Source organism: Methylobacterium sp. Leaf87, assembly GCF_001422775.1.
In the GTDB taxonomy this organism is placed as follows: Bacteria; Pseudomonadota; Alphaproteobacteria; order Rhizobiales; family Beijerinckiaceae; genus Methylobacterium.
On the sequence record NZ_LMMI01000001.1, the window covers coordinates 205,597 to 226,165 of the forward strand.

At 68.2% G+C, this 20,569-nt stretch carries 16 protein-coding genes and 1 pseudogene; 5 read left to right on the forward strand and 12 right to left on the reverse strand.

Features of this window, described 5'->3' with window-relative positions:
* Positions 1 to 207: 207 nt before the first annotated feature.
* From ASF22_RS00955 to ASF22_RS00985, 8 genes and pseudogenes are all read right to left on the reverse strand, one after another.
* Positions 208 to 1,278 (reverse strand): HD domain-containing phosphohydrolase, encoded by a 1,071-nt coding sequence (locus ASF22_RS00955; RefSeq protein WP_244474169.1) that lies wholly within the window; start codon positions 1,276 to 1,278, stop codon positions 208 to 210.
* A complete protein-coding gene (locus ASF22_RS00960; RefSeq protein WP_156368928.1) occupies positions 1,271 to 1,525 on the reverse strand; it encodes a hypothetical protein in 255 nt (84 codons plus the stop codon). The genes ASF22_RS00955 and ASF22_RS00960 overlap by 8 nt, the downstream gene beginning before the upstream one ends.
* A 1,062-nt stretch (positions 1,526 to 2,587) precedes the next feature.
* Complete coding sequence (locus ASF22_RS23565) at positions 2,588 to 2,821, reverse strand: hypothetical protein (RefSeq protein WP_156368929.1); 234 nt, start codon at positions 2,819 to 2,821, stop codon at positions 2,588 to 2,590.
* A 22-nt stretch (positions 2,822 to 2,843) separates the two neighbouring features.
* Positions 2,844 to 3,217 (reverse strand): annotated as a pseudogene (locus ASF22_RS24690) (IS630 family transposase); the annotation flags it as partial.
* 222 nt (positions 3,218 to 3,439) lie between these two features.
* The gene (locus ASF22_RS00970) at positions 3,440 to 5,872 is read right to left on the reverse strand and encodes a PAS domain S-box protein (protein WP_056260679.1); all 2,433 of its coding nucleotides are present in this window, start codon (positions 5,870 to 5,872) and stop codon (positions 3,440 to 3,442) included.
* A gap of 574 nt (positions 5,873 to 6,446) precedes the next feature.
* Positions 6,447 to 7,577, reverse strand: a complete 1,131-nt coding sequence (locus tag ASF22_RS00975) for an FAD-binding domain-containing protein (protein WP_244474170.1) — start codon at positions 7,575 to 7,577, stop codon at positions 6,447 to 6,449.
* Between the two features lie 194 nt (positions 7,578 to 7,771).
* Positions 7,772 to 9,301: a murein biosynthesis integral membrane protein MurJ gene (gene murJ, locus ASF22_RS00980; protein WP_056260681.1), complete on the reverse strand. Its 1,530-nt coding sequence runs from the start codon at positions 9,299 to 9,301 to the stop codon at positions 7,772 to 7,774.
* 159 nt (positions 9,302 to 9,460) lie between these two features.
* Positions 9,461 to 10,060 (reverse strand): superoxide dismutase, encoded by a 600-nt coding sequence (locus ASF22_RS00985; RefSeq protein WP_056170175.1) that lies wholly within the window; start codon positions 10,058 to 10,060, stop codon positions 9,461 to 9,463.
* A gap of 219 nt (positions 10,061 to 10,279) precedes the next feature.
* Between ASF22_RS00985 and ASF22_RS00990 the strand changes: the two genes are divergently transcribed.
* Positions 10,280 to 11,299, forward strand: coding sequence for a hypothetical protein (locus ASF22_RS00990; RefSeq protein WP_056260683.1), 1,020 nt, complete (start codon positions 10,280 to 10,282; stop codon positions 11,297 to 11,299).
* A 20-nt stretch (positions 11,300 to 11,319) separates the two neighbouring features.
* On the opposite strand, the gene ASF22_RS00995 is transcribed toward ASF22_RS00990, so the two are convergent.
* From ASF22_RS00995 to ASF22_RS01010, 4 genes are all read right to left on the reverse strand, one after another.
* The gene (locus ASF22_RS00995) at positions 11,320 to 12,966 is read right to left on the reverse strand and encodes an HWE histidine kinase domain-containing protein (protein ID WP_244474179.1); all 1,647 of its coding nucleotides are present in this window, start codon (positions 12,964 to 12,966) and stop codon (positions 11,320 to 11,322) included.
* Positions 12,967 to 13,321: 355 nt separating this feature from the next.
* On the reverse strand, positions 13,322 to 14,065 hold the full coding sequence (locus ASF22_RS01000) for a tRNA (guanine(46)-N(7))-methyltransferase TrmB (RefSeq protein WP_082483435.1): 744 nt from the start codon (positions 14,063 to 14,065) through the stop codon (positions 13,322 to 13,324).
* A 4-nt stretch (positions 14,066 to 14,069) separates the two neighbouring features.
* Positions 14,070 to 15,248, reverse strand: a complete 1,179-nt coding sequence (gene metK / locus ASF22_RS01005) for a methionine adenosyltransferase (protein WP_056260914.1) — start codon at positions 15,246 to 15,248, stop codon at positions 14,070 to 14,072.
* A 143-nt stretch (positions 15,249 to 15,391) separates the two neighbouring features.
* Positions 15,392 to 15,802: a helix-turn-helix transcriptional regulator gene (locus tag ASF22_RS01010; protein WP_056260689.1), complete on the reverse strand. Its 411-nt coding sequence runs from the start codon at positions 15,800 to 15,802 to the stop codon at positions 15,392 to 15,394.
* Positions 15,803 to 16,525: 723 nt separating this feature from the next.
* Between ASF22_RS01010 and ASF22_RS01015 the strand changes: the two genes are divergently transcribed.
* The 4 genes from ASF22_RS01015 to ASF22_RS01030 all read left to right on the forward strand — a co-directional run bounded on the left by ASF22_RS01015 (position 16,526) and on the right by ASF22_RS01030 (position 20,552).
* Entirely contained in the window at positions 16,526 to 17,239 is a 714-nt protein-coding gene (locus ASF22_RS01015) for a DNA-binding protein (protein WP_244474171.1), read from the forward strand.
* A 5-nt stretch (positions 17,240 to 17,244) separates the two neighbouring features.
* Positions 17,245 to 18,753 carry a M48 family metalloprotease gene (locus ASF22_RS01020; protein WP_082483437.1) on the forward strand — a complete coding sequence of 503 codons (1,509 nt, stop codon included), beginning with the start codon at positions 17,245 to 17,247 and terminating at the stop codon, positions 18,751 to 18,753.
* 129 nt (positions 18,754 to 18,882) lie between these two features.
* The gene (locus ASF22_RS01025; protein WP_056260694.1) at positions 18,883 to 20,160 is read left to right on the forward strand and encodes an ATP-binding protein; all 1,278 of its coding nucleotides are present in this window, start codon (positions 18,883 to 18,885) and stop codon (positions 20,158 to 20,160) included.
* Positions 20,161 to 20,180: 20 nt separating this feature from the next.
* Positions 20,181 to 20,552 (forward strand): response regulator, encoded by a 372-nt coding sequence (locus ASF22_RS01030; RefSeq protein WP_056170193.1) that lies wholly within the window; start codon positions 20,181 to 20,183, stop codon positions 20,550 to 20,552.
* Positions 20,553 to 20,569 lie beyond the last annotated feature (17 nt).

The following is a 20,569-nucleotide window of genomic DNA, read 5'->3' on the forward strand; positions in this document are numbered from 1 at the left end:
CCCGGGACGTACAGTCAATGCCGGAATCCGCAATGGCATGAGACGTTTAGGGACCGAGCCGTCCAGCGGGAAAACCTCGACTGAAACGCGTGTCGCCACCGCGATGGCGGCTTTCCAGCACAACGGCTTTTCCCGCGGATGCCACCGCCTGCATCCACTTCGCCGAGGCCATGCACCTGCGGGATGGGCGCGGGATCGACCGCCCGATCAGTCGGTGAACCCGCCGGCGATGGGCGCGAACGCCCGCACCAGCACTGGGTCCAGGCGCCCGTCCATCTCCGTCAGGATCGCGTAGGCCTTTGCCGCCGGCATCGGCGGCTTGTAGGACCGCCGCTCGATCAGCGCCGCGTAGATGTCGCAGACCGTGATCAGGCGCACCAGGTCGGGGATCTCCGCATCCTTCAGCCCGTCCGGGTAGCCCGACCCGTCCAGCAATTCGTGATGTGAGCGCACCACGCCCAACATCTCCGCTTCGAACCGCTCCCCGGCGAGCAGGGCGTGCCCCTGCCCGGGGTGGAGCCGCATCACCGCCAACTCGGCGTCGTCGAGGCGGCCGGGCTTGTTCAGGATCGCGGGTGGCACGTGGATCTTGCCGACATCGTGCACCAGCGCGGCCTTGGTCAGGCGGTGCCGCTCGTGGGCGCCGAAGCCGAGATGCGTGGCGAAGGCCGCCGCGACGCCGGCAACCAGCAGGCAGTGCTGGTGGGTGGCGTCGTCGAAGCGGTGCATCGCCCCGATCCAGTCCCGGATACCGGTTTCCCCGATCGCGCGCGCGACGAGCTCCGTGCTGTTGTCGATCAGGGTCGGCGTGATCGGGCGATCGGCGACGAACACGTCGGTGTAGAACGCGCTGACCCGTGCCGCCTGTGCGGCGACATGCGGAGCGAGCGGCGGCGGCGCTTCCGCCACCCCGAGGGCGGCGCGGATGCGCTGCACGTCGACGGGGGCCGGCAGGATGTGCGTGGACCCCAGTTCGACGGCCTGGAGGCGATGACGGCGGCTTTCCTGCGTCTGGACGACGATCAACGGCCCTTTGATCCGCGAGAGGGCGCGCAGGGCGCGCAGGCGGATCATGGCGCCTTCATCGAGATCGACGACGTCGCAGATCAACGTCGCATACGGCTCAGCCGGAGCCGGATCGGCGTAGAGATCGTGCATCCGGCAGGCCAAAGCCGGCGCGAGCTGGGGGATCAGCGCAGCGTTGCGGCCCGGATCGTCCGTGACCCAGAGGACGCGCTTCGCGCGGTCGGCCGGCGCCGTGCCGATGGCCTCAACCACGACGCAGACCGCGCCGGGTTCCCAAGGACTGATGCGGCGCCCGGTCGGCGGCCTCGGCCTGCTGCTGCGGCGTCAGCGGCTTCGGGGGCAACTTGGCGAGTTGGAGGATCCGCACGCCCGCAAGGCTTCCGGCGCGCCACGCGAGGTTGACCGAGCAGACGTAGTCCATGCCGATGATCTTCAGCATGAAATCGTTCGGAAGCTCGATGTGCGCCGGCACGCCGATCTTGGCGCCCGTCTTCGACACATCCTTGACCGTGCAGGGCGTCTCAGCCCCACCGGGGGTCCGAATGAGGCCGATCCAGTTCGTTGTGTTCCGGGGCGCACGCTGGCGCTCGATCGATCTGTTGGGATTTTCGGGCAACGATCTGCTTCCGACACCAAATTTCAGACTGGATAGCCATCGCAGAATATGTACACCCCGATTCGTTACTCAATATTTATGCAGTAACGGTCGTCACTTCAGTTCCAGGTATACCCTTCCCAACGGCAACCTCAGATTGATTCGCCCAAGGCTCATCTGGGCCGAGGCTTCCTGCCCAGCCGACCGCAACCGGGAGTCCAGCCAGATCGGCCCACGCTTCGCTGCGCCTGCAGATGCGCTGTGGCGCCCAGGGGCTAGCCCACATCCCACCGCCGTTGGATCGTGCCGAGCGTAGCCAAGCTTTCGCACCGAGACGGGCCGCAAAGCTCAGGGATGCCGAAGACCGGCGGGCTCGCTTGACCGACCTACTCTCGATCGTGTGATGAACTGGATGGGCAATCCGGAAAATCGGAACGCTCAGACAATAGGCAATAGCGCGCCATCCGCTGCCAGCGGAGGTTAAGTGCGCCGAACCTCCCGTCGGACGGGACCGACGGGATCGGTCTGGCGTCAAGGGTCGGGTTATGACAGGCAGCAACATCACGGTCGGGTCGGCCCGCCTCCGGGCGCGCGATCTCCTGCTGGCCTCGACAACCCTTGTCGGGTTTAGCGTTCAGCCGTGCCAGACCCCGACGGTGCCGCCCGTGGCCGCGACGCTCCTGCGCGAGCGGATCGCCCGCTGGCAGGCCCTCGCCGTCGAGACTCCGGCCGCCCTCGTCGCCCGGCTGAACCCCCTGCGCATCCGAAAGGTGCGCCCGGCGGCGCGGATCGGGCGGCGGCAATTACGGGAGACCCTACGGGCGGTTGCGGTGTTGGCCGTCCGGGCGCGTGGCGTGCTCGCCCGTTCCGGGCTGGTGGTCCGCGTCCCTCGCCGTCGGGACCGGCATGGCCCACGCGCAATCGTCGATTTGGAGAGGGCACAGGCGCCACCACGACGACCGGCGATTACAGCCCCGGACCCAATCCGAATAACGGGACGGCTCCGATCGAAGCGGGCCGGTCTGCCGTTTTCACCGACACGGGCGCCACCGCCATCAACGTACCGGTCGGCCCGATCACGCCGGATAGCTGGACTTTCAGCACCGTTGCTAAGAGCGAGACGATTACCGGCGGAGGCGTGAATTTCGGCGGTGCCAGCCTCGTCAACATCGCCACGAGCGGGGCCATCTGCATCGCCAACGCCATTGGTGTCCAGCCAAACGGCATAGTTGTTTAGGATCGCGTTGACGATCTTGCCCGCCGTTTCCGCCGCCTCGACTGCATTGAGGAAGCGGATAAACTCCTGCGGTGGCGCTTGTAGTCGTGGGTGCGGGTCGTCGGCTTGCCCGGCTTCATCGGCAACGGGTCCTGCGGGCGGGCGGGTCGACGTAGAGCCCAACGACGTCACGCAACTTGGCGGCGAAGGCCGGATCGGTGGAGAGCTTGAACTACCGGACCCGATGCGGCTGCAGACCGTGCCCGCTCCAGCATCCACTGCACCGACGAAACGCTGATGGCCGCGACCTTGCTCATGGCAGCGGTCGTCCAATGCGTGGTCGCGCCGGGCGGATCGCCTTGCGTCAGAGCCACCACGCGCGCCGCCACCGCCGGCCCCAGCGGCGGGATGCGCGTCGACCGCGTCTTATCCCCCAACCGCCCCCCCGAACGGACTCAAGCGTCAGGGCTCAACCACCAGGACAGGCTGACGCGCGCGGTCTTCGGGTACGCGGCGACGCGGGCTCTACGGTCGATCGTCGAAGGCCGAACCGAGCGCTTGCCTTCTCCTTCGAGCCCGAATGCCTCGAGCGAGCGGCGCGATCAGCGTCGCTGCCGCGAAGCTCCCGTGGCCGCCCGGCTCACGGCCCGCCGCAGGATTCGCGACAGATCCTCCACCGAATAGGGCTTCTTCAAGAACGGGAAGCCGTGTGTGCCCTCCTCGGCCAGGACATGGCTGTAGCCAGACGCGAGCACCACCGGCATTCCCGGATGGCGATGCCGGATCTCGCGGGCCATATCGATGCCGTTCATCCCCGGCATCACGACATCGGAAAAGATCACGTCGAAGCCCGGGGGGGCCTGCAGCATCTCCAAGGCCTTCTCGGCGTTCATCGCCCAGGCGGTCTCGTAGCCGAGTTCGCGCAAGGCCTGGGTGGCGAAAGCGCCGACCTCCTCGTTGTCCTCGACCACGAGAACCCGCGTCCCATGGCCGTCGGCGAGGGGCTCGGGCTCGTCGTCCGTCTCTTCGGCCATGTGCCGCCCCATCGCGCGGGGCAGGTAGAGGGTGAAGGTGGTGCCGCTGCCGGGCGCGCTTTCGACCAGAACTTCGCCACCCGACTGCTTGGCGAAACCGAACACCTGGGACAAGCCGAGACCTGTGCCCTGGCCGACGCCCTTGGTGGTGAAGAACGGCTCGAAGATCCGGTCGAGGTCGCCCTCGGCGATTCCGGTTCCCGTGTCGCGGACCGACACCGCGACGAAGTCGCCCGGGATGCGCGGGTGAGCCCGGACCGCCGGAATGCCGGAGGCGCGCCGCACGCCGATATCGAGGCGACCCTCGCCGCCCATGGCATCGCGTGCATTGATGGCCATGTTGACCAGGGCCGTATCGAACTGGCTCGGGTCGGCATCGATGAGGTGGGGGACGTCCTCGCCCTCGGCGTTCCGGACCGGGGTGACGTCGGTGACGACCCGGATGCGCGCACCCGTCAGGGTTCCGACCATGTCGGCGACGGAAGCGACGCTGCGGCCGACGTCGAACACCTCCGGCGTCAGGGCCTGACGCCGCGCGAAGGCGAGAAGCTGGCCCGTGAGCTTGGCGGCGCGCGTGACCGTGTCGGAGATGGCTCCGATGTAGCGTTGCCGGCGTTCCTCGGACAGGTCCGGACGCTTCAGGAGGTCGGTCGAGGACCGGATCACCGTCAGCAGATTGTTGAAGTCGTGCGCGACGCCGCCCGTGAGCTGACCCACGGCCTCCAGCTTCTGGGACTGACGGAGCTGCTCTTCCAGGGCGCGACGCTCGGTGACGTCGCGACCGGCTGCATAGAAGTGATCGCCTTGGGGGATCGCGTTCCACGACACCCAGCGATAGCTGCCATCCGCCGCCCGGATCCGTACATCGAGGTTGTCGAGAACCTCGCCGGCGCGAAGCTGTGCGAAGGCCGCCGCGGCCGCCTCCTTGTCGTCGGGGTAGACGTAGTCGTCGAAGGACGTATCCACGAGGTCGCCTTCGGACCAGCCGAGCATCTCGGTCCAGGCCGGATTGACCGCACGGTAGATGCCATCGAAACCGCAGACCACGAGCAGATCGCGGCTGGCACGCCACACGAGATCGCGTTCCGTGGTCCGTTCGCGGGCGGTATCCCGCAGGACGCCCTCCGCGAGGCGGCGGTCGGTGACGTCGTTGAACAGCAAGGCGAGCCGGTGCTGGACAGGCTCGCCGATGCGCAGGGCCTGCACCTCGAACCAGCGCCCCAGCGCCACGACCCCGCTCTCGAACCGGACGGCCTGCCCCGATAGGGCAACGGCCCCGTAGGTGTCGAGCCAAGTCCGTTCGAGGTCCGGCACCACCTCGCTCACCCACTTGCCGACCACGTCGTCGAGCCCGGTATGACGGGCGAAAGCGGGGTTCGCCTCGACGAAGCGGTAATCGATGGCCTTTCCCTCCGCGTCGAAACGCATCTCGATCACGCAGAAGCCGGCGTCGAGGGCGTTGAACAGGGTCCGGTAGCGCGCCTCGCTCTCGGCGAGCATGCCCTCCTCGGTCCGGAACCGGGTGACATCGAGCTGGCTGGCGAAGAAGTACCGTAGCTGGCCCTCCGGGGTGAAGACCGGGCTGACGTAGAGTTCGTTGCGGAACGTCGAACCGTCACGGCGGTAATTCAGGATCTCGACCACCACATCGCGGCGGGCCGAGATGGCGTCGCGAACGCGCGCGATATCGGCCGGATCGGTGTCCGGTCCCTGCAGGAACCTGCAGTTGCGGCCGATCAATTCCTCGGCCGAGTAGCCGCACAGATCCTGGAAAGCCCGATTGGCGAAAACGATGGGATTGTCGGGCTGGTTGGGGTCGGTGACGATCTGGGGCATGCGGGTCTTCTCCGCAGCCGTGAACAGAAGGTCGACATCCGCCGCGGACGTCTGCTGACCGCTCTCCGGTCGACGCACATGCGAGATGTTCCGCTCGCGCAGCCGCGCGATCTCGGCCTGGAGTTCGCGGTTCTCGGTGCGTAGGCGCTCGTTCTCGATGTCCATGCCGTCCGCTTCCGTGGGAACAGCGCCGCAACCGCCACGCCCAAACGCAACGGCCGAGAGCGAGAGAGGGTCCGCCTCCGCGCACCCCAGCCGCGCCCGGCCAGTGAGAATCGAGGGAAGTTCGCGAAGCGACGGCTCAGAGGCCTCACAAAACTCCCGGTCACCGCCAGTACTCGCTCTGTGCACCCCGGTGCAGCGGGAGTTTCGCGAGGGACATTTAGACGATCGCCCCGCTGGCCGATACCGGCACGGGCGAGCCCTGAACGGTCATGGACGCTCCCCGGCAGTCCGTGCCGCCGACGCCCGTGGGGTGACGGATCGTCCCGGGCGTACCACCGCCGCTCGCACCAGTCCGCCCTCGGGACGCGCCCGCACAGCCGGTGACCGGCGGGACGTCGCTCCTGGGTTTCGCTTCGCTGCTCACTTTGCTGGATCTGCGGGCGGGCACCTCCGGACAAGCGCCACGGGTCCCCGCCGATGCATCGTTTCCGTCTTCCGTCTTGACGATCCGGGGGCCTGAGACCGATCGGGAGTGGTTTGCTCATCGCGAGGCGACACGGCGGAGAATGCGAAGTCAGGCGCCGCGCAGGGCCGGGATCGCCGAGCGGAGACGGGAATAGCCGCGCGTGGATTTCGGCCACGCCGCATCGTCCCAGGCCCGCCGCACGCGCAAGCACCCATCCGGCATCGCCGTCGCCGATGGTCCGACCGGAGCCCAGGCCGTCACCACAGGCAGGCCGTCCGCCCAGCCGTTCCCGACCGGGGCCGCCGAGCACGCGAAATGCGCCGCCGCCCGGGCCAAGGCATCCGCCATCGCGGCCTCGTCCGCAGCCTTGACACGATCGGACGCACCCTGGGCATGAACGATCAGACCTCCGATCCGGACGATCTTCGTCCCGCGGAGCGGCAGGCTCTCCGGGTGGAGATCGTCGAGGTGCAGGAGCAGCGCGACATCGCCTTCCGGCATCGGATCTGCCTGCGGCAACGCCACCTCCCGCGGCGGCATCGGCTCGTCGAGGGCGTCCGGGTATTCGTCGAGACCGACGGGGTCGAAGCGTCCCTCCGTGTAGCGCCGGATGTTCTCCGCACGGGCGACGTAGTGCTTGCCGCGGGTGTGCAGGCCAGCGACCCAGCGCCAGGACAGCGTGTTGCTGGCCGGATCGCCATCGACGAGGTGTCGCATGAAGAATGCGGCCCCGAGCGCCCAGGATAGGCGCAGGGTGAAGATCCAGATCGAGGCGAACCACATTCGGGCGTGATTGTGCAGCCAGCCGGTCTCGACGAGTTCGCGCGCCCAATCATCGAACCCGTCGATGCCGGCTCGGCCCTCAATGGCCGATTCGTGGATGCGGCGCAGTCCGGGTTCGGCGGCGAGCAGGTCATGCCCGTGTCCGACCTCGGCGAGGAAGTCCGTCCAGGCCGCCGGGTGGGTCTCCAGATGTCCCTTGAAGTAGGTTCGCCAGAAGACCTCGGAGACGAACTTCTCCGCTCCGCCATCGCCGAACGCCCGATCCGCGGCGGCCACGACTTCCGCCTCCGTGATCAGGCGCCGGCGCAGATAGGGCGAGAGCATCGATGTGCTCGGCCCGTTGCCCAGCCCCCGGTCGGTGTTGCGGTCCGCAGAGTATGCGGCGCCGGGGCCTTCGAGGAAATCGGAGAGGCGCTCGAGCCCGGCGGCCCGGGTCATGGTGAAGGTACGATGCATCGGTTCGATCTAGGGTCGTCGAGGGCAGCGCCGATGCGACTCAATTCCCGGGGGCGTCCTTGCTCATCGGCCGGGTTCCGCGCTCGTTCGATTGCCTGCCCGAGGCGCGCAATCCGGAGCCCGTCCGAGTCTGTAAGCTCATTCTACCGCGGCACCGGATCTCCCTCGTCGCAGGTGCGCCGCACTCCGGATCGTCAAGCCCTGCGCAGGCGCAGGCCGAACATCCGGAGGGTCGCGAGGAGGATCAGTCCATAGACGATGGCTCCTGCGGTGCCGAGCGCACCGAGGACTACGATTTCGCGCAGATGCGGCAGAGCCGGCACCACACCCTCGACCACCGACAGTCCATAGCGGGCGACAACGGCCAGAGCGGCGCACGCGATGGTGACGCCGACGAGGGTAATGCCGAGCCCCCGGCTCGGTGCCATCCAGCCGCGCCGCCAAGCGAGCACCACCAGAATCGCAAGATTGACCCACTGCCCGATGGCGGTGGCGAGCGCCAGACCGGTGACGCCGTAAGGGCCCGTGAGCACGACCTTGAAACCGACATTGATCGCGATGGCCGAGAGCGAGGCGATGAGGGGCGTCATCGTGTCCTGGCGGGCGTAGAAACTCGGCAGGGCGCTGCGCAGGAGCACCACGGCGGGGAGCGCCAGCCCATAGGCGGCGAGCACCGAGGCGGCGCGTGCCGCATCCTCGGCACCGAACGCGCCACGCTGGAACAGGGCCACCATGATCAGACCCGGCAAGGTCAGGAACGCGATGGTGAAGGGAGCCGATAGGGCGAGCGAGAAACCAGCCGCCCGGTTCTGCGCCGCATGCGCGCCCGCCGCGTCACCGGCGGCGATCCGCCGGCTCATCTCCGGCAGCAGCACGGTGCCGGCCGCGATGGCGATAACCCCGAAGGGCAGCTGGTAGAGACGGTCGGCATACCAGAGCGCCGAGACCGCACCGGTGGGGAGGAAGCTCGCGATGATGGTGTCCGCAAAGGACGCGATCTGGAACCCGGCCGAACCGATCACTGCCGGACCCAGGACCTTGAAAAACCGCGTCATGGTGGGGTCGCGTAGGGTCGGCGGCACGAGGGAGGGCGCGATGCCGGAGCGTCGGCATGCCCACCACAGCAGGGCGAATTGCAGCACGCCGGAGACCGACACGCCCCAGGCGGCGGCGTAGGCCGCGTTCGGGAACAGGAACGCCAGACTGAACGCCACCAACATCGACAGGTTGAGCAGCACAGGCGCGCCCGCCGCCACCGCAAAGCGCCGCTGCGCATTGAGCAGGCCGGAGAACAGCGTCACCAAGGTCATGAACAGCAGGTAGGGGAACGTGATCCGTGTGAGCGAGACGGCCAGGGCGAAGCGTTCGGGATCCTCGGAGAATCCCGGTGCCAGGGCCCTGACCACCCACGGCATCGCCGGCATCGCGAGGGCCAGGAACACGACCTGGACGAGCAGCATCAGGGTGAAGATGCGGTCGGCGAAGCGCCGGGCCGCCCCCGCCTCGGCGGCCTCGGACAGGCCGGCGTAGGTCGGCACGAAGGCGGTGTTGAACGCACCCTCGCCGAAGATCGCCCGGAAGTGGTTCGGCAGCCGGAACGCCACCACGAACGCGTCGGCGATGGGACCCGCTCCAAGGATCGCCGCCATCACCACGTCGCGGGCGAACCCGGTGACCCGTGACACCAGCGTCCAGCCGCCGACGGAGAGGATGGAGCGGATCATGGAGACAATCGGGGAGACGAGAAAGGATGTTGCTTTTCGGGGCGCCCGGCCCCTCTTGTGGAGGCGGGCTGCCTTCGTGGGGAATGGCCGCGTGTCGAGGCGCGAACCGAAAGGGGCGCCACGAGCCCCGATGGCTCGCGGCGCGCAGTCAAGAAACGATCAGGCGATGGCCTCGCCGTACATCTTCTCCACGTGCTCCCAGTTCACCAGATTCTCGATGAACGCCTTGAGGTAGTCGGGCCGGCGGTTGCGATAGTCGATGTAGTAGGAATGCTCCCAGACATCGACGCCGAGGATCGGCTTCGCGCCGTGCACCAGGGGGTTCTCGCCGTTGGGGGTCTTCTGGATCTCGAGCTTGCCGTCCTTGACCGCGAGCCAGGCCCAGCCCGAGCCGAACTGACCGATCCCGGCCTGGATGAAGTCAGCCTTGAACTTCTCGAAGCCGCCGAGATCCTCGTCGATCTTCTTTGCAAGGGCACCCGGCACGGCACCGCCGCCATTGGGCTTCATCCACTGCCAGAAGTGGATGTGGTTGTAGTGCTGACCGGCGTTGTTGAACAGCGGCTGGTTGTTGCCGTAGGCGGAGGTCAGAACCTCCTCGACGCTCTTGCCTTCGAGACCCGTACCTTCGAGCAGCTTGTTGCCCGTGTCGACATAGGCCTTGTGGTGCTTGTCGTGATGGAACTCGAGGGTTTCCTTCGACATGTAGGGGCCGAGCGCGTCATAGGCGTAAGGCAGTTCGGGCAGGGTGAAGGTCATCGGCAAATCTCCGGGTCGTGACGTCAGGGAATGCGAAGGCAGGCAGGACGATCCGCCGGCCATCCGCACACCCAACGCGCCGATACCTAAGTGGATGCCGACACGGCGGCAACGCCCGAGCGGCCCATGGCCTGTGTCCGGGGTTTCGATTTTGCAAAAGGCCGGCAGGGCCTTACTGTGCGCGCCGCACTCCGGGTGCGGGCGTTTTTCGAGAGTTCCATGATCATTGCGCTGTTCGCGCTTGCCGTCCTGATGATCGTCGGTGGTGTTGCATCGGTCGTTCAGGGGTTTCCCTTCGTGCGCCTTGAGAGCGGTATGGCGATGACCGTCGCCGGCGCGACCACCGCGTCTGCGGGGGCGGTGGTTCTGGGCCTCGCCACGGTGGCGAGCCACCTGCGCGGCCTCGGGCGGCGCCTGGGCGAGGTGCGGGCCGCGATGCCCCCGGTCGAGAGTCTCGCGGCACGCCCACCCGAGCCCGAGGTCTCCGAACCGGCGTTTGCCATGCCGGCCCTCGGCGAAAGGCCGATGCGCCAGCGTCCGAGCCTCGGTGGCCCCGAAAGCCGCGAATTCGGCATGGGCGGCATGGCCATGGGTGGATTGGGGCTCGGGGCCGCCGGCCTCGGAGCCCAGGCACTCGCTGCCGCCGAACCGGACCAGGCGAAATTCGGCGCGGGGCCCCATGGTCGCGGGCCGGAGCCGACCTTCGTTCTCCCGCCCGACATCGACCTTCCTGCCCCGCCGCCCCCAGAGACCGTGGAGCCGCTGCTACCCGATCTCCTGCCGCCGCTGGACGCGCAGGCGCCGAGCGCCGAGGTGCGGCCCCTCGCTCCCGAGCCAACGTTTGCCGAGACTTCTTCTGCCGAGATCTCGCCTGCCGAGCCCCGCTCTGACGAACCCGAATCGGTCGCGGCGCAGGCCGCTCCGCCGGAGGATCGGCGCGCCATGGCCCTGTTCGACACCGGCACCGACGCCCCGGGGGAGCCGGTCCGTCTGTATCCGACCCTGGATACGATGGCCGACATCACCCCCGAGCCCGCGCGGGCGCCCGAAACACCCGCCGTCGAGGACAAACCGGAGATCGTCGGAACCTATGCGTCCGGCGGCAACACCTACGTGATGTACGCCAACGGTTCCATCGAAGCGGAGACGCCGCGTGGACGCTTCAGCTTCGATTCCCTCGACGAGCTGAAGGCCTTCGTGGAAGCCGGCGGCGAAACCGATGCGCGGGGGGCCGCCTGAGGCGCCTCCTCGTCTCCCCCTTAGCCGCGGGGGTCCAGAACCGTGCTGCGTGCCGGCAACGGCGCCAGCATCCGGAGATGAAAACCGTCCGGCGGATAGTCAATCGTCACGTCCGCCCGGACCTGGGCCGTGAGTACGCGCTGGAGCAGGCGTGAACCGAACCCCTGGCGCGTCGGCGCGCGCACCGTCGGACCGCCGCTCTCGCGCCACTCGAAGCGCAGGGTCCCGGCCGGGCCGTCCGGCACCAGATCCCAAGTGATCACCACGCGTCCATCCGGGGTCGAGAGCGCTCCGTATTTCGCCGCGTTCGTGGTGAGTTCGTGGATCGCCATGCCGATGGGGACGGCGAGTTCGGACGTGAGATCCACGGCCGGACCTTTCAGGTGAATCCGGGCATCCCCGGCCCCGTCCATGTCACCGTCGGCGTAGGGTCGCAACTCGTTGGCGAGCAGGGTGCGCAGGGACGCGGTCTGCCACGTGTCCTCGGTGAGCACCGAATGGGTGTGGGCGAGGGACATGATCCGCCCGACGAAGGCCTCGTAGAAGCTCTCGATGCTGGAGGCCGTGCGGGCCGTCGAGCCGACGATGGCCTGCACGGTCGCGAGGGTGTTCTTCACCCGATGATGCAGTTCGCGGATGAGGAGGGTCTGGCGCTCCTCGGCCATGCGCCGCTCGGTGACGTCCGCCACGACCCCGATGAGCCGGCGCGGCAGCCGGTGGGGGGCATCGCGCTCGAAGCGCCCGGCGAGATCGATGATCCGCCACGCTCCGTCGCTGCGGCGCCGAATCCGCCCCGTGGCCTTGAGCACGGCATCGCCGCGCAGGGCGTTCGTGATCGCGGAGCGGAAGGCCGCCCGATCGTCGGGGTGGAGGATGTGCTCCAAGAACTCGCGCTTGCCCACGGCGCCATCTTCGACGCTGCGCCCGAAGATCGCGAACATGCGCTCGTTCTCCCAGACCGCCTGATCGTCGAGCATGTGCCACTCGAAGATCCCGAGGGCGGCGAGCGACGTGGCGATGCGCAGGCGTTGCTCCCCCGCGCGCAGGGCCGTGCGGGCGACGACCTGTGCGGTGATGTCCTGCACGACACCGACGATGCCGGCGGATACACCGTCATTCCGGCTCGCCTCGCCCCGCAAGCCGAGATGGATCTCGGTTCCGTCGTCGGCCCGGCGCAACCGGCATTGCAGGGCGAAGGGCCCACCCTCCGCCAGGGCGGATCGCACTTGGGTCTCGATCCGCCCCACCTCCTCCGCGTCCAGGCGGCCGCGCAGGGTCGCCCAGGAAAACCGGACGCCTGGCCGGTCGCCGAGGATGAAGGCCGCGCGTCGCGACAGCGAGATGAGGCCGGTCGCCGTATCGAAGCGCCATTCGCCGACGCCGGCCGCGGTGAGGGCTGCCTGATTCTCGACGGCCGGCACCAAGTCGTCGGCGTCCACCGCATCGACCACGACCACTTGGACGCCATTCGTAGGGGTCGAGGACCGGACATGGACATCGAGGATGCCGCCATCGGCGCGATGCCAGCGCCGGATGCCGTTCGTGACGGGCAGGGCGGTTTCACCGAGGCGGGTGAGTTCCACCCCCGTGAGCCCCCCGTCGGGGTAGTCCAAGAGATGGCAGAGATGGGGGTTGGCCGTGCGAATACGGCCATCGCCAAGGCCGATGACGAGAAGGCCGATGACGGCCCCAGTGAACGCTACGTCGGCGGGATCGTTCGCGCGCGGTGGAGGCGCCGCCGTCCCGTTGTGATCCGCAACGTCGCTCAAACCGCAACCTCGCTCAACGGCACCCCGCCGCATGCAAGCTTCCCAGAACTTCGAGAAGACCTTCGCCGATCTTGGGAAACCGACGCACCGAGCGCATGCAAAGCCTTCGGGCGACGGAAGGCAAGAGGGGTTGTGCCCCCCGCAATGGGGGCCCTTCCCCTGTATAGGGGGGGGTCCACCCCTGCAAGAAGGGCTCTGCCCCGGAAACGAGAAGGGCTCTGCCCCGGAAAAGGAAGCCCCGTCGGAAAGCCCCTCAATCCGCCGAGGCGCGCCGGAATTCCAGATAGGTGGGCGCACGCCCGGCGATCAGGGCCTTCGCTTCGTAGCGCGTTCCCGGCCAATCGGACCACGCCACGCGCCAATCGTCCGCGCGCACAGCGGTCCAGGTGAGCGCGGGGCAGCGAGCGGCACGCACGAGGGCCCAGCCGGCATAATCGTCGATGTCACTGGCAAAGCGGAACACGCCGCCGGGTTTCAGGACACGCGCGATCTCACGCAAGGACTCATCCGAGACGAAGCGGCGCTTGCGCTGTCGGCGCTTGGGCCAAGGATCGGGATAGAGCAGGTAGACCCGCGCCAGGGCACCGTCGGGGATCGCCGCCAGCAACGCAGTGGCGTCTTCGTCCCACACCCGAACGTTCGAGAGACCCCCGTCGTCGACGGCGCGCAGGAGCTTGACCACGCCGTTGACGAAGGGCTCGGCGCCGATCAAGCCGATGCGCGGATTGGCCGTGGCCTGGGCCGCGAGATGCTCGCCGCCGCCGAAGCCGATCTCGAGCCAGACCTCGTCCACCGGGACCGGGAACAGGCCGATCGGATCGAGACGTTCGCCCTGTGCCGGCAGAACGACCCGCAGGCTCGGAAGCAATTCTTCGAGGCGCTGCTCCTGGACAGCGCGCAGGCGCTTGCCCTTGCGTCGTCCGAAGAAGGCACGGTCAGCGCCCTCGACGGCATCCCCGCCCGCGATGGGCGGGAGTTCATCCCGCCCCATAGTCATGGGATCAGGACAGAGCCGACTTGAGGCTGTCGGCGAGATCGACGCGCTCCCACGAGAAGCCGCCATCCGCCTCTGGGGCCCGGCCGAAGTGGCCGTAGGCCGAGGTGCGGGCGTAGATCGCCTTGTTGAGACCGAGCTTCGTCCGGATGCCGCGGGGCGACAGATCGAAGGCGTTCATGAGAACGTCTTCCAGCTTGGCCTCGTCGACCTGACCGGTCCCGTGGAGATCGACGTAGATCGACAGCGGCTTGGCCACGCCGATGGCGTAGGCGAGCTGGATGGTGGCGCGGGTTGCGAGCCCTGCCGCGACGACGTTCTTGGCGAGATAGCGTGCGGCGTAGGCCGCCGAGCGGTCGACCTTCGTCGGATCCTTGCCCGAGAAGGCGCCGCCACCGTGCGGAGCCGCACCGCCGTAGGTGTCGACGATGATCTTGCGGCCGGTGAGACCAGCGTCGCCGTCGGGGCCGCCGATGACGAACTTGCCCGTGGGGTTCACGTGCCAGACCGTCTCCTCGGAGACCCAATCCTTCGGAAGGGCGGCGAGGATGTAGGGCTCGACGATGGCGCGCACGTCGGCCGAATCCAGGGATTCGTCGATATGCTGGGTCGAGAGGACGATCTGCGTCACGCCGACGGGGCGTCCGTTCTCGTAGCGCACGGTGACCTGGCTCTTGGCATCGGGACCGAGCTTGGCCGCATCGCCCTGCCGACCCTTGCGGGCGTCGGCCAGGTCCTTGAGGATCTTGTGGGCGTAGTAGATCGGTGCCGGCATCAGTTCGGGCGTCTCGTCGGACGCGTAGCCGAACATGATACCCTGGTCGCCCGCGCCCTCGTCCTTGTTGCCGGACGAATCGACGCCCTGGGCGATGTCGGCCGACTGGGCGTGGAGATGGATGGCGATGTCGTTGTTCTTCCAGTGGAAGCCCGACTGCTCGTAGCCGATGTCCTTCACGGCCTCACGGGTGAGGTGCTCGAGGTGCTCGAAGGTCACGGAATCCGGACCGCGCACCTCGCCGGCGATGACGATGCGATTGGTGGTCGCCAGGGTCTCGACGCCGAGACGGGCCTCCGGCATCGCCGCCATGTAGGCGTCCACGACCGTATCGGAGATCCGGTCGCAGACCTTGTCCGGATGACCTTCCGAGACGGACTCGCTCGTGAACAGATAATTGGAACGTGCCATGGACAGCATACCCGGTTTTCGGGTGCGCCTCGTGCGATGCGTCTACCCCGGCCTACGGAAGGCCGGGGTTCTCGCACCGCCCATGGGGACGGTCAAGCCGAAAAACCGGACGCGTTCTTTAAAAAGAACAAAGTGAGCTTTGATCAGGCCTTGAGTTTGGCATGGAGCGCCTGCACAGCCGCCGCCAATTCCTGACGCCGCGCATCGGAGAAGTGCTCCGACACGTGGCGGGCCACCGCGTCCGCGAGGCCCTGCCAACTGTCGCCTGGAATGTAAGGTTGCTGTGGCGGCTCCGAGAACCCGACGGCAGCCTCCTCGTCCGTGTGAACGAGGTCCTCGAAGAAGTACGTGACCGGCACCCCGGTCATCCGGCTGAAGCTCTCGAGGTGGAGCGCGCTGATCCGGTTGGTGCCCTTCTCGTACTTCTGAAGCTGCGCGGCCGACATGCCGAAGCGCTCGGCCACCCGCTTCTGGGTCAACGACGCCTTCTTGCGTTGCTCGGCGATGCGCCGACCCACATGCACGTCCCGCGCGTCGGTCTTCTGGCCAGCCATTCTGCTCGTTCCGTACGCGGCCTTCCACCGGATCTCGGAGGAAAAGCTCGGCCATCCCCCGCCGCGACGGGTAAGGGCCACGCGATCCCGCAAGTATGCGGCACGGGCTTCGGTGAATGGTGGCGTCCCCGGCAGGGCTCGAACCTGCGACCCCAGGTTTCATACCACTTCGGCTTCCGCCGCCGCCCCCTTGCGGGCACGTTCGTGGCCTGGACTATCCCTCCACCATGGGCTTCCGAGGAAGCCGTTAGGTGCCGCCCGTCTAGTCTCTACACCTTCCCGTCGCACGCCTCGCGGAGAACGATGGGCTTGGCTCGGGATCGGCGGGGCCCGCTGTGACACGGACCCTCAGGCTTTCCCCGAATTTGAGCGGATCCGCCGCGCGGTTTCCCCTCGCGGCGCCCAATTTGTGTCTAGGAAACCTGTGCTCTGTCCAGCTGAGCTACGGAGACTCACCGGCGTCTTCGTAACACCAACCCCGGATCAGGCCAACCGGGCTGCGCCACTCCTGTTGCGGGGCTGCCGCAGGGCGGTCGAAACGACAGCTTGGGAACGCGCCGCGCTTGTCCTGCCTCCGCCATCTCCCACAATGCCCGCCGAGGCCACGGGGATCGTTTCACCATGACGGAGCAGCGGCGGCGCGGCGGCGCTTTCGGCAGGCGTATCCTGGCATTCTTGGTCTCCGGGGTCTGCGTCTCCGGGGTCTTCGGAGCGGTTCCCGCCATGGCCGTCGCACCAGAATGCAGGACGACTCCGTTCGGTACGACCACCCTGACTGCCGTCGGCCTCCGGGGCGAACTCGTCTTCGCATCCGGCGCCCGCGGGGTCCTCGACGGTCTGCGCTGGCCGGATAATCCTGAACTCGCAGGGGCTGCGGCCGCTTGGCTCGAGACGCAGCGGAGCGTTCCTCTCATCCTCGTGGCGCGTGGAGAGACCGATCGCTGGGGCCGCGCCCATGTCGACGCGAGCGTGGCGGACGGCGCCCTCGATCTCGCCGGCGGCCTCGTGGAAGCGGGCCTCGCCACCGTCGATGCCGGTGAGCGCGACAGCCTGTGTCGCCCCGGCTTGCTCGCAGTCGAATCCGGCGCGCGTCAGGCCGGGCGCGGCCTGTGGCGGGAGGCGGAGCAGGATGCCCAGGACGGTGCCGCCCTGAGACTGCGCCTCGGCGGTTTCGTGGTGGCGCGCGGGCGGGTCCTCTGGGTCGGCGAACGGCCGCGGCGGACCTATCTCGACTTCGCCCGGCGGGGCGAGGACGGACTAACCGTAACCGTGTCGAAACGCACTTGGCGCCAATTGCAGGAACGTGGTTTGAGTGCGGCGACCCTGCGTGGCCGTCTCGTCCGGGTTCGGGGCATCGTCGAAGTCTGGCGCGGCCCGACCCTTGATGTGGCGAGCGCGGACATGATCGAAATCCTGGATACGGCGCAGGGGCGCTGAACGGTATGACGCGGGCGCACAGGATCACGAACGGATTGGCGGCGCCCGCGGGCCGCACCGCCGGCGCATGCGCGACAGCTCTCCTCCGGTCGGCCCTGCTGTCGGCCCTGCTGTCGGGCTGCATCGGCGATCAGACCGGTGCCACCCTGCAGCCCGCCGTGGTCGCCGTGCCGGCGGGGGCGCCGCGCGTCACCGGCCGCGAGCGCACCGCGTCCGACGCCGATCACGCCAAGCTGGTCGCGTCCTTCGGGGGCGAGTATCGCGCTCCTGCCGCGCTGAAACTCCTGACCGAGGTCACCGACCGACTGGTGCGGGCCACCGACCGGCCCGAGGAGACCTATGCGGTGACCCTCCTCGATTCGCCGGTCATCAATGCCTTCGCGCTGCCGAACGGCCGTCTCTACGTCACCCGGGGTCTACTGGCGCTCGCCAGCGACACCTCCGAGATCGCCGCCGTCCTTTCGCACGAGATCGCGCACGTCACCCTGCGCCACGCGACGGCTCGCACGGAACTGGCGCTCCGCTCCCAGCTCGTGAGCAAGGTCGTCGCCGACGTCCTGAACGATCCCGCCACGGGCGCGCAGTTGCAGAGCCAGTCCAAATTCGCCCTGGCGCGGTTCTCCCGCGATCAGGAACTCGAGGCGGACGGCGTCGGGGTGAAGACCCTGGCACGGGCCGGCTACGACCCGTTCGGTGCCGGGCGCTTCCTGCGCTCGCTCAGCCGAACCACCGGCATGAAGACCGGAACCGGGCAGGCGGGCGAACCCGACATGCTCGCGACCCATCCGGGCACGCAGGAGCGCATCACCCTGGTGACGCGGGCGGCACGCCTCATCGGCGCCCCCGGCCTCGGGGTAGACGAGCGCGCGCGCTATCTCGCGGCGGTGGACGGCATCGCCTACGGCGACAATCCGGGCGACGGCCTGGTGCGCGGCCGCCGCTTCCTGCATCCCGGCCTCGGCATCGCCTTCGAGGTGCCGGATGGCTTCACCATCGAGAACACCCGCAACGCCGTCCTCGGCACGACTCCCGAAGGCAGCCGACGCCTCCTGTTCGATCAGGTGGAGAACCCGGCCGGACAGGGTCTCGAAGAGGTGCTGAAGGCGACCTGGAACGATGCCATCGAGCCCGGCTCCCTCGAGAACCGGGCCATCGGTGGAAATCCGGCCGTCACCGCCCTGTCGCGGGGCAAGGACTGGACCTTCCGCCTCGCCGCGATCCGCATGGGCGAGACGACCTTCCGGATGATCATGGCCGCCAAGGGCATGACGGACCCGGACGCGGCCTTCCGACGCTGGACGGAAAGCCTCGCGGCCGTCGGGGCCGCGGAGACCCAATCCCTACGCCCCTTGCGCGTGCAGGTGGTGACGGCCACGCCCACCGACACCGTGGATACGCTCGCGCAGCGCATGCTGGTGTCCGACCGGGCCAGCGAGCGCTTCCTCGTCCTCAATGGGTTGGAGCGCGGGGCGACCCTGCGCATGGGCCAGGGTTACAAAATCATCGTCGAGTAGGCGCGCGGCGGGAGACCGAGCGCCAGTGCGCGGCGATCCGGTTTCGCGGATCGCAAAAACGCGTCATCGTCGTGACGCGAATCCGCATCGTGCGTCGCACGCCTTGCAAACCGACCCTGAGACTGTGCCATGCTCGATGCCCTCGGGAGCTTCCTCGACCGAAGCGACCTGTCCCCCCACGGCATCTGCCTGCTGTGGCGGCCGGAGCTGATCTGGACGCACGTCGTCTCGGATTTCGTGATCGGCCTGGCCTACTTCACGATTCCCGTGGCGCTCGGGGTGTTCGTCACGAAGCGCCGTGACGTCGCGTTCGGATGGATGGCCTGGGCCTTCGCCAGCTTCATCCTCGCCTGCGGAACCACGCATTTCTTCGCGATCTGGACCCTATGGGTGCCGGACTACGCCGCCGAGGCCTTGGTGAAGGCGTTCACGGCGGTGATCTCGCTGCTGACGGCGATTCTGCTCTGGCTGCTGCTGCCGCGCGCGCTGGCGCTCCCCTCCCCCGAGACCCTGCGCCGCGCCAATGCGGAGCTCCTTGCCCGTGTCACGGAGCGCGATGCCGCCCTCGCGGCCCTCCAGACGGCGATCCACGAGCGCGAGCAGGCCGAGGCGATGCTGCGGCAGACCCAGAAGATGGAGGCCATCGGCGCCCTGACGGGCGGCGTCGCGCACGACTTCAACAACCTGCTCGGGGTGGTGATCGCCAACCTCGACCGCCTCGAACGCTTTTCCCTCGACAGCGGCGCCGAACGCGCGCGCACGAATGCCCTGAAAGGCGCCGAGCGCGCCGCGAGCCTCGTGCAGAAGATGCTGGCGTTCGCACGGCGCCAGCCCCTGCAGCCGACCCGGTTCGACGTCAACGGACTCATCGGGGATCTGACAGAGCTGCTTCGCGGCGCCCTGAACACCGCCGAGCCGCCGGAAATGGATTTGGCACCCGACCTGTGGCCCGTGCGCGTCGATGCCAATCAGCTGGAGAACGTGCTGCTGAATCTCACCGTCAATGCCCGGGACGCCATGCCGGAAGGCGGGCGGGCAACGATCCGTACCCGCAACGTACCTGCCGCCGAAGCGGGCGGTCTGGTCGGATTGCCGGCTGCCGATCACGTTCTGATCAGCGTCACGGACAAGGGTTGCGGCATGAGCCGGGAGATCGCCGCGCGCGCCTTCGAGCCATTCTTCACCACCAAGGCCGTGGGCGAAGGCACGGGCTTGGGCCTGAGCCAGGCCTTCGGGTTCGCCAAGCAGTCGGGGGGCCATATCGCCATCGACAGCCGGCCTGGCGAAGGCACCACGGTGCAAGTCTACCTGCCACGCCATTTCGAGGCGGCGGCACGACCCGTGACGCGAATCCTCGAAGAGCCGACGCTGCTGACGACCGCCCTGCCCCCTCCCCGCTTCGCCTGACCGGAGCCGCGACACATCCCATGACCGAAACCGCTCCACGGGTCCTCATCGTCGAGGACGAGATCATGCTCCTCGAAGTGGTCGCCGCAGAACTCGAGGATGCGGGCTTCACCGTCTCCCAGGCGACCACCGCCGAGATCGCTCTCTCGTTCATCGAAAGCGATGCGGCCATCGACGTCCTGTTCACGGATATCCGTCTGCCGGGTGAAATGGACGGCTGGCAGCTCGCCGAAGCGGCACGCCGCCTGCGGCCCGGCCTCCCGATCATCTACGCGACGGGCTTTACCCAGACGCCGCCGCGCCTCGCGGAGGGCAGTGTGTTCTTCACCAAGCCCTACCGCGCCAACGCGATCATCTCCGCGATCCGCACGTTGGGCGGCAGCGGGCCTTAGACTCCCCAGGTCGCCCG

What these genes read in the sequence shown, in the direction of transcription:
- ASF22_RS01030 (WP_056170193.1), top strand. Translation starts at nt 20,181, where the DNA reads ATGACCGAAACCGCTCCACGGGTCCTCATCGTCGAGGACGAGATCATG.
- ASF22_RS00985 (WP_056170175.1), bottom strand. Translation starts at nt 10,060, where the DNA reads ATGACCTTCACCCTGCCCGAACTGCCTTACGCCTATGACGCGCTCGGC.
- ASF22_RS01020 (WP_082483437.1), top strand. Translation starts at nt 17,245, where the DNA reads ATGACGCGGGCGCACAGGATCACGAACGGATTGGCGGCGCCCGCGGGC.
- ASF22_RS01025 (WP_056260694.1), top strand. Translation starts at nt 18,883, where the DNA reads ATGCTCGATGCCCTCGGGAGCTTCCTCGACCGAAGCGACCTGTCCCCC.
- ASF22_RS00970 (WP_056260679.1), bottom strand. Translation starts at nt 5,872, where the DNA reads ATGGACATCGAGAACGAGCGCCTACGCACCGAGAACCGCGAACTCCAG.
- murJ (WP_056260681.1), bottom strand. Translation starts at nt 9,301, where the DNA reads ATGATCCGCTCCATCCTCTCCGTCGGCGGCTGGACGCTGGTGTCACGG.
- ASF22_RS00975 (WP_244474170.1), bottom strand. Translation starts at nt 7,577, where the DNA reads ATGCATCGTACCTTCACCATGACCCGGGCCGCCGGGCTCGAGCGCCTC.
- metK (WP_056260914.1), bottom strand. Translation starts at nt 15,248, where the DNA reads ATGGCACGTTCCAATTATCTGTTCACGAGCGAGTCCGTCTCGGAAGGT.
- ASF22_RS00990 (WP_056260683.1), top strand. Translation starts at nt 10,280, where the DNA reads ATGATCATTGCGCTGTTCGCGCTTGCCGTCCTGATGATCGTCGGTGGT.
- ASF22_RS01015 (WP_244474171.1), top strand. Translation starts at nt 16,526, where the DNA reads ATGGCCGTCGCACCAGAATGCAGGACGACTCCGTTCGGTACGACCACC.
- ASF22_RS01010 (WP_056260689.1), bottom strand. Translation starts at nt 15,802, where the DNA reads ATGGCTGGCCAGAAGACCGACGCGCGGGACGTGCATGTGGGTCGGCGC.
- ASF22_RS01000 (WP_082483435.1), bottom strand. Translation starts at nt 14,065, where the DNA reads ATGACTATGGGGCGGGATGAACTCCCGCCCATCGCGGGCGGGGATGCC.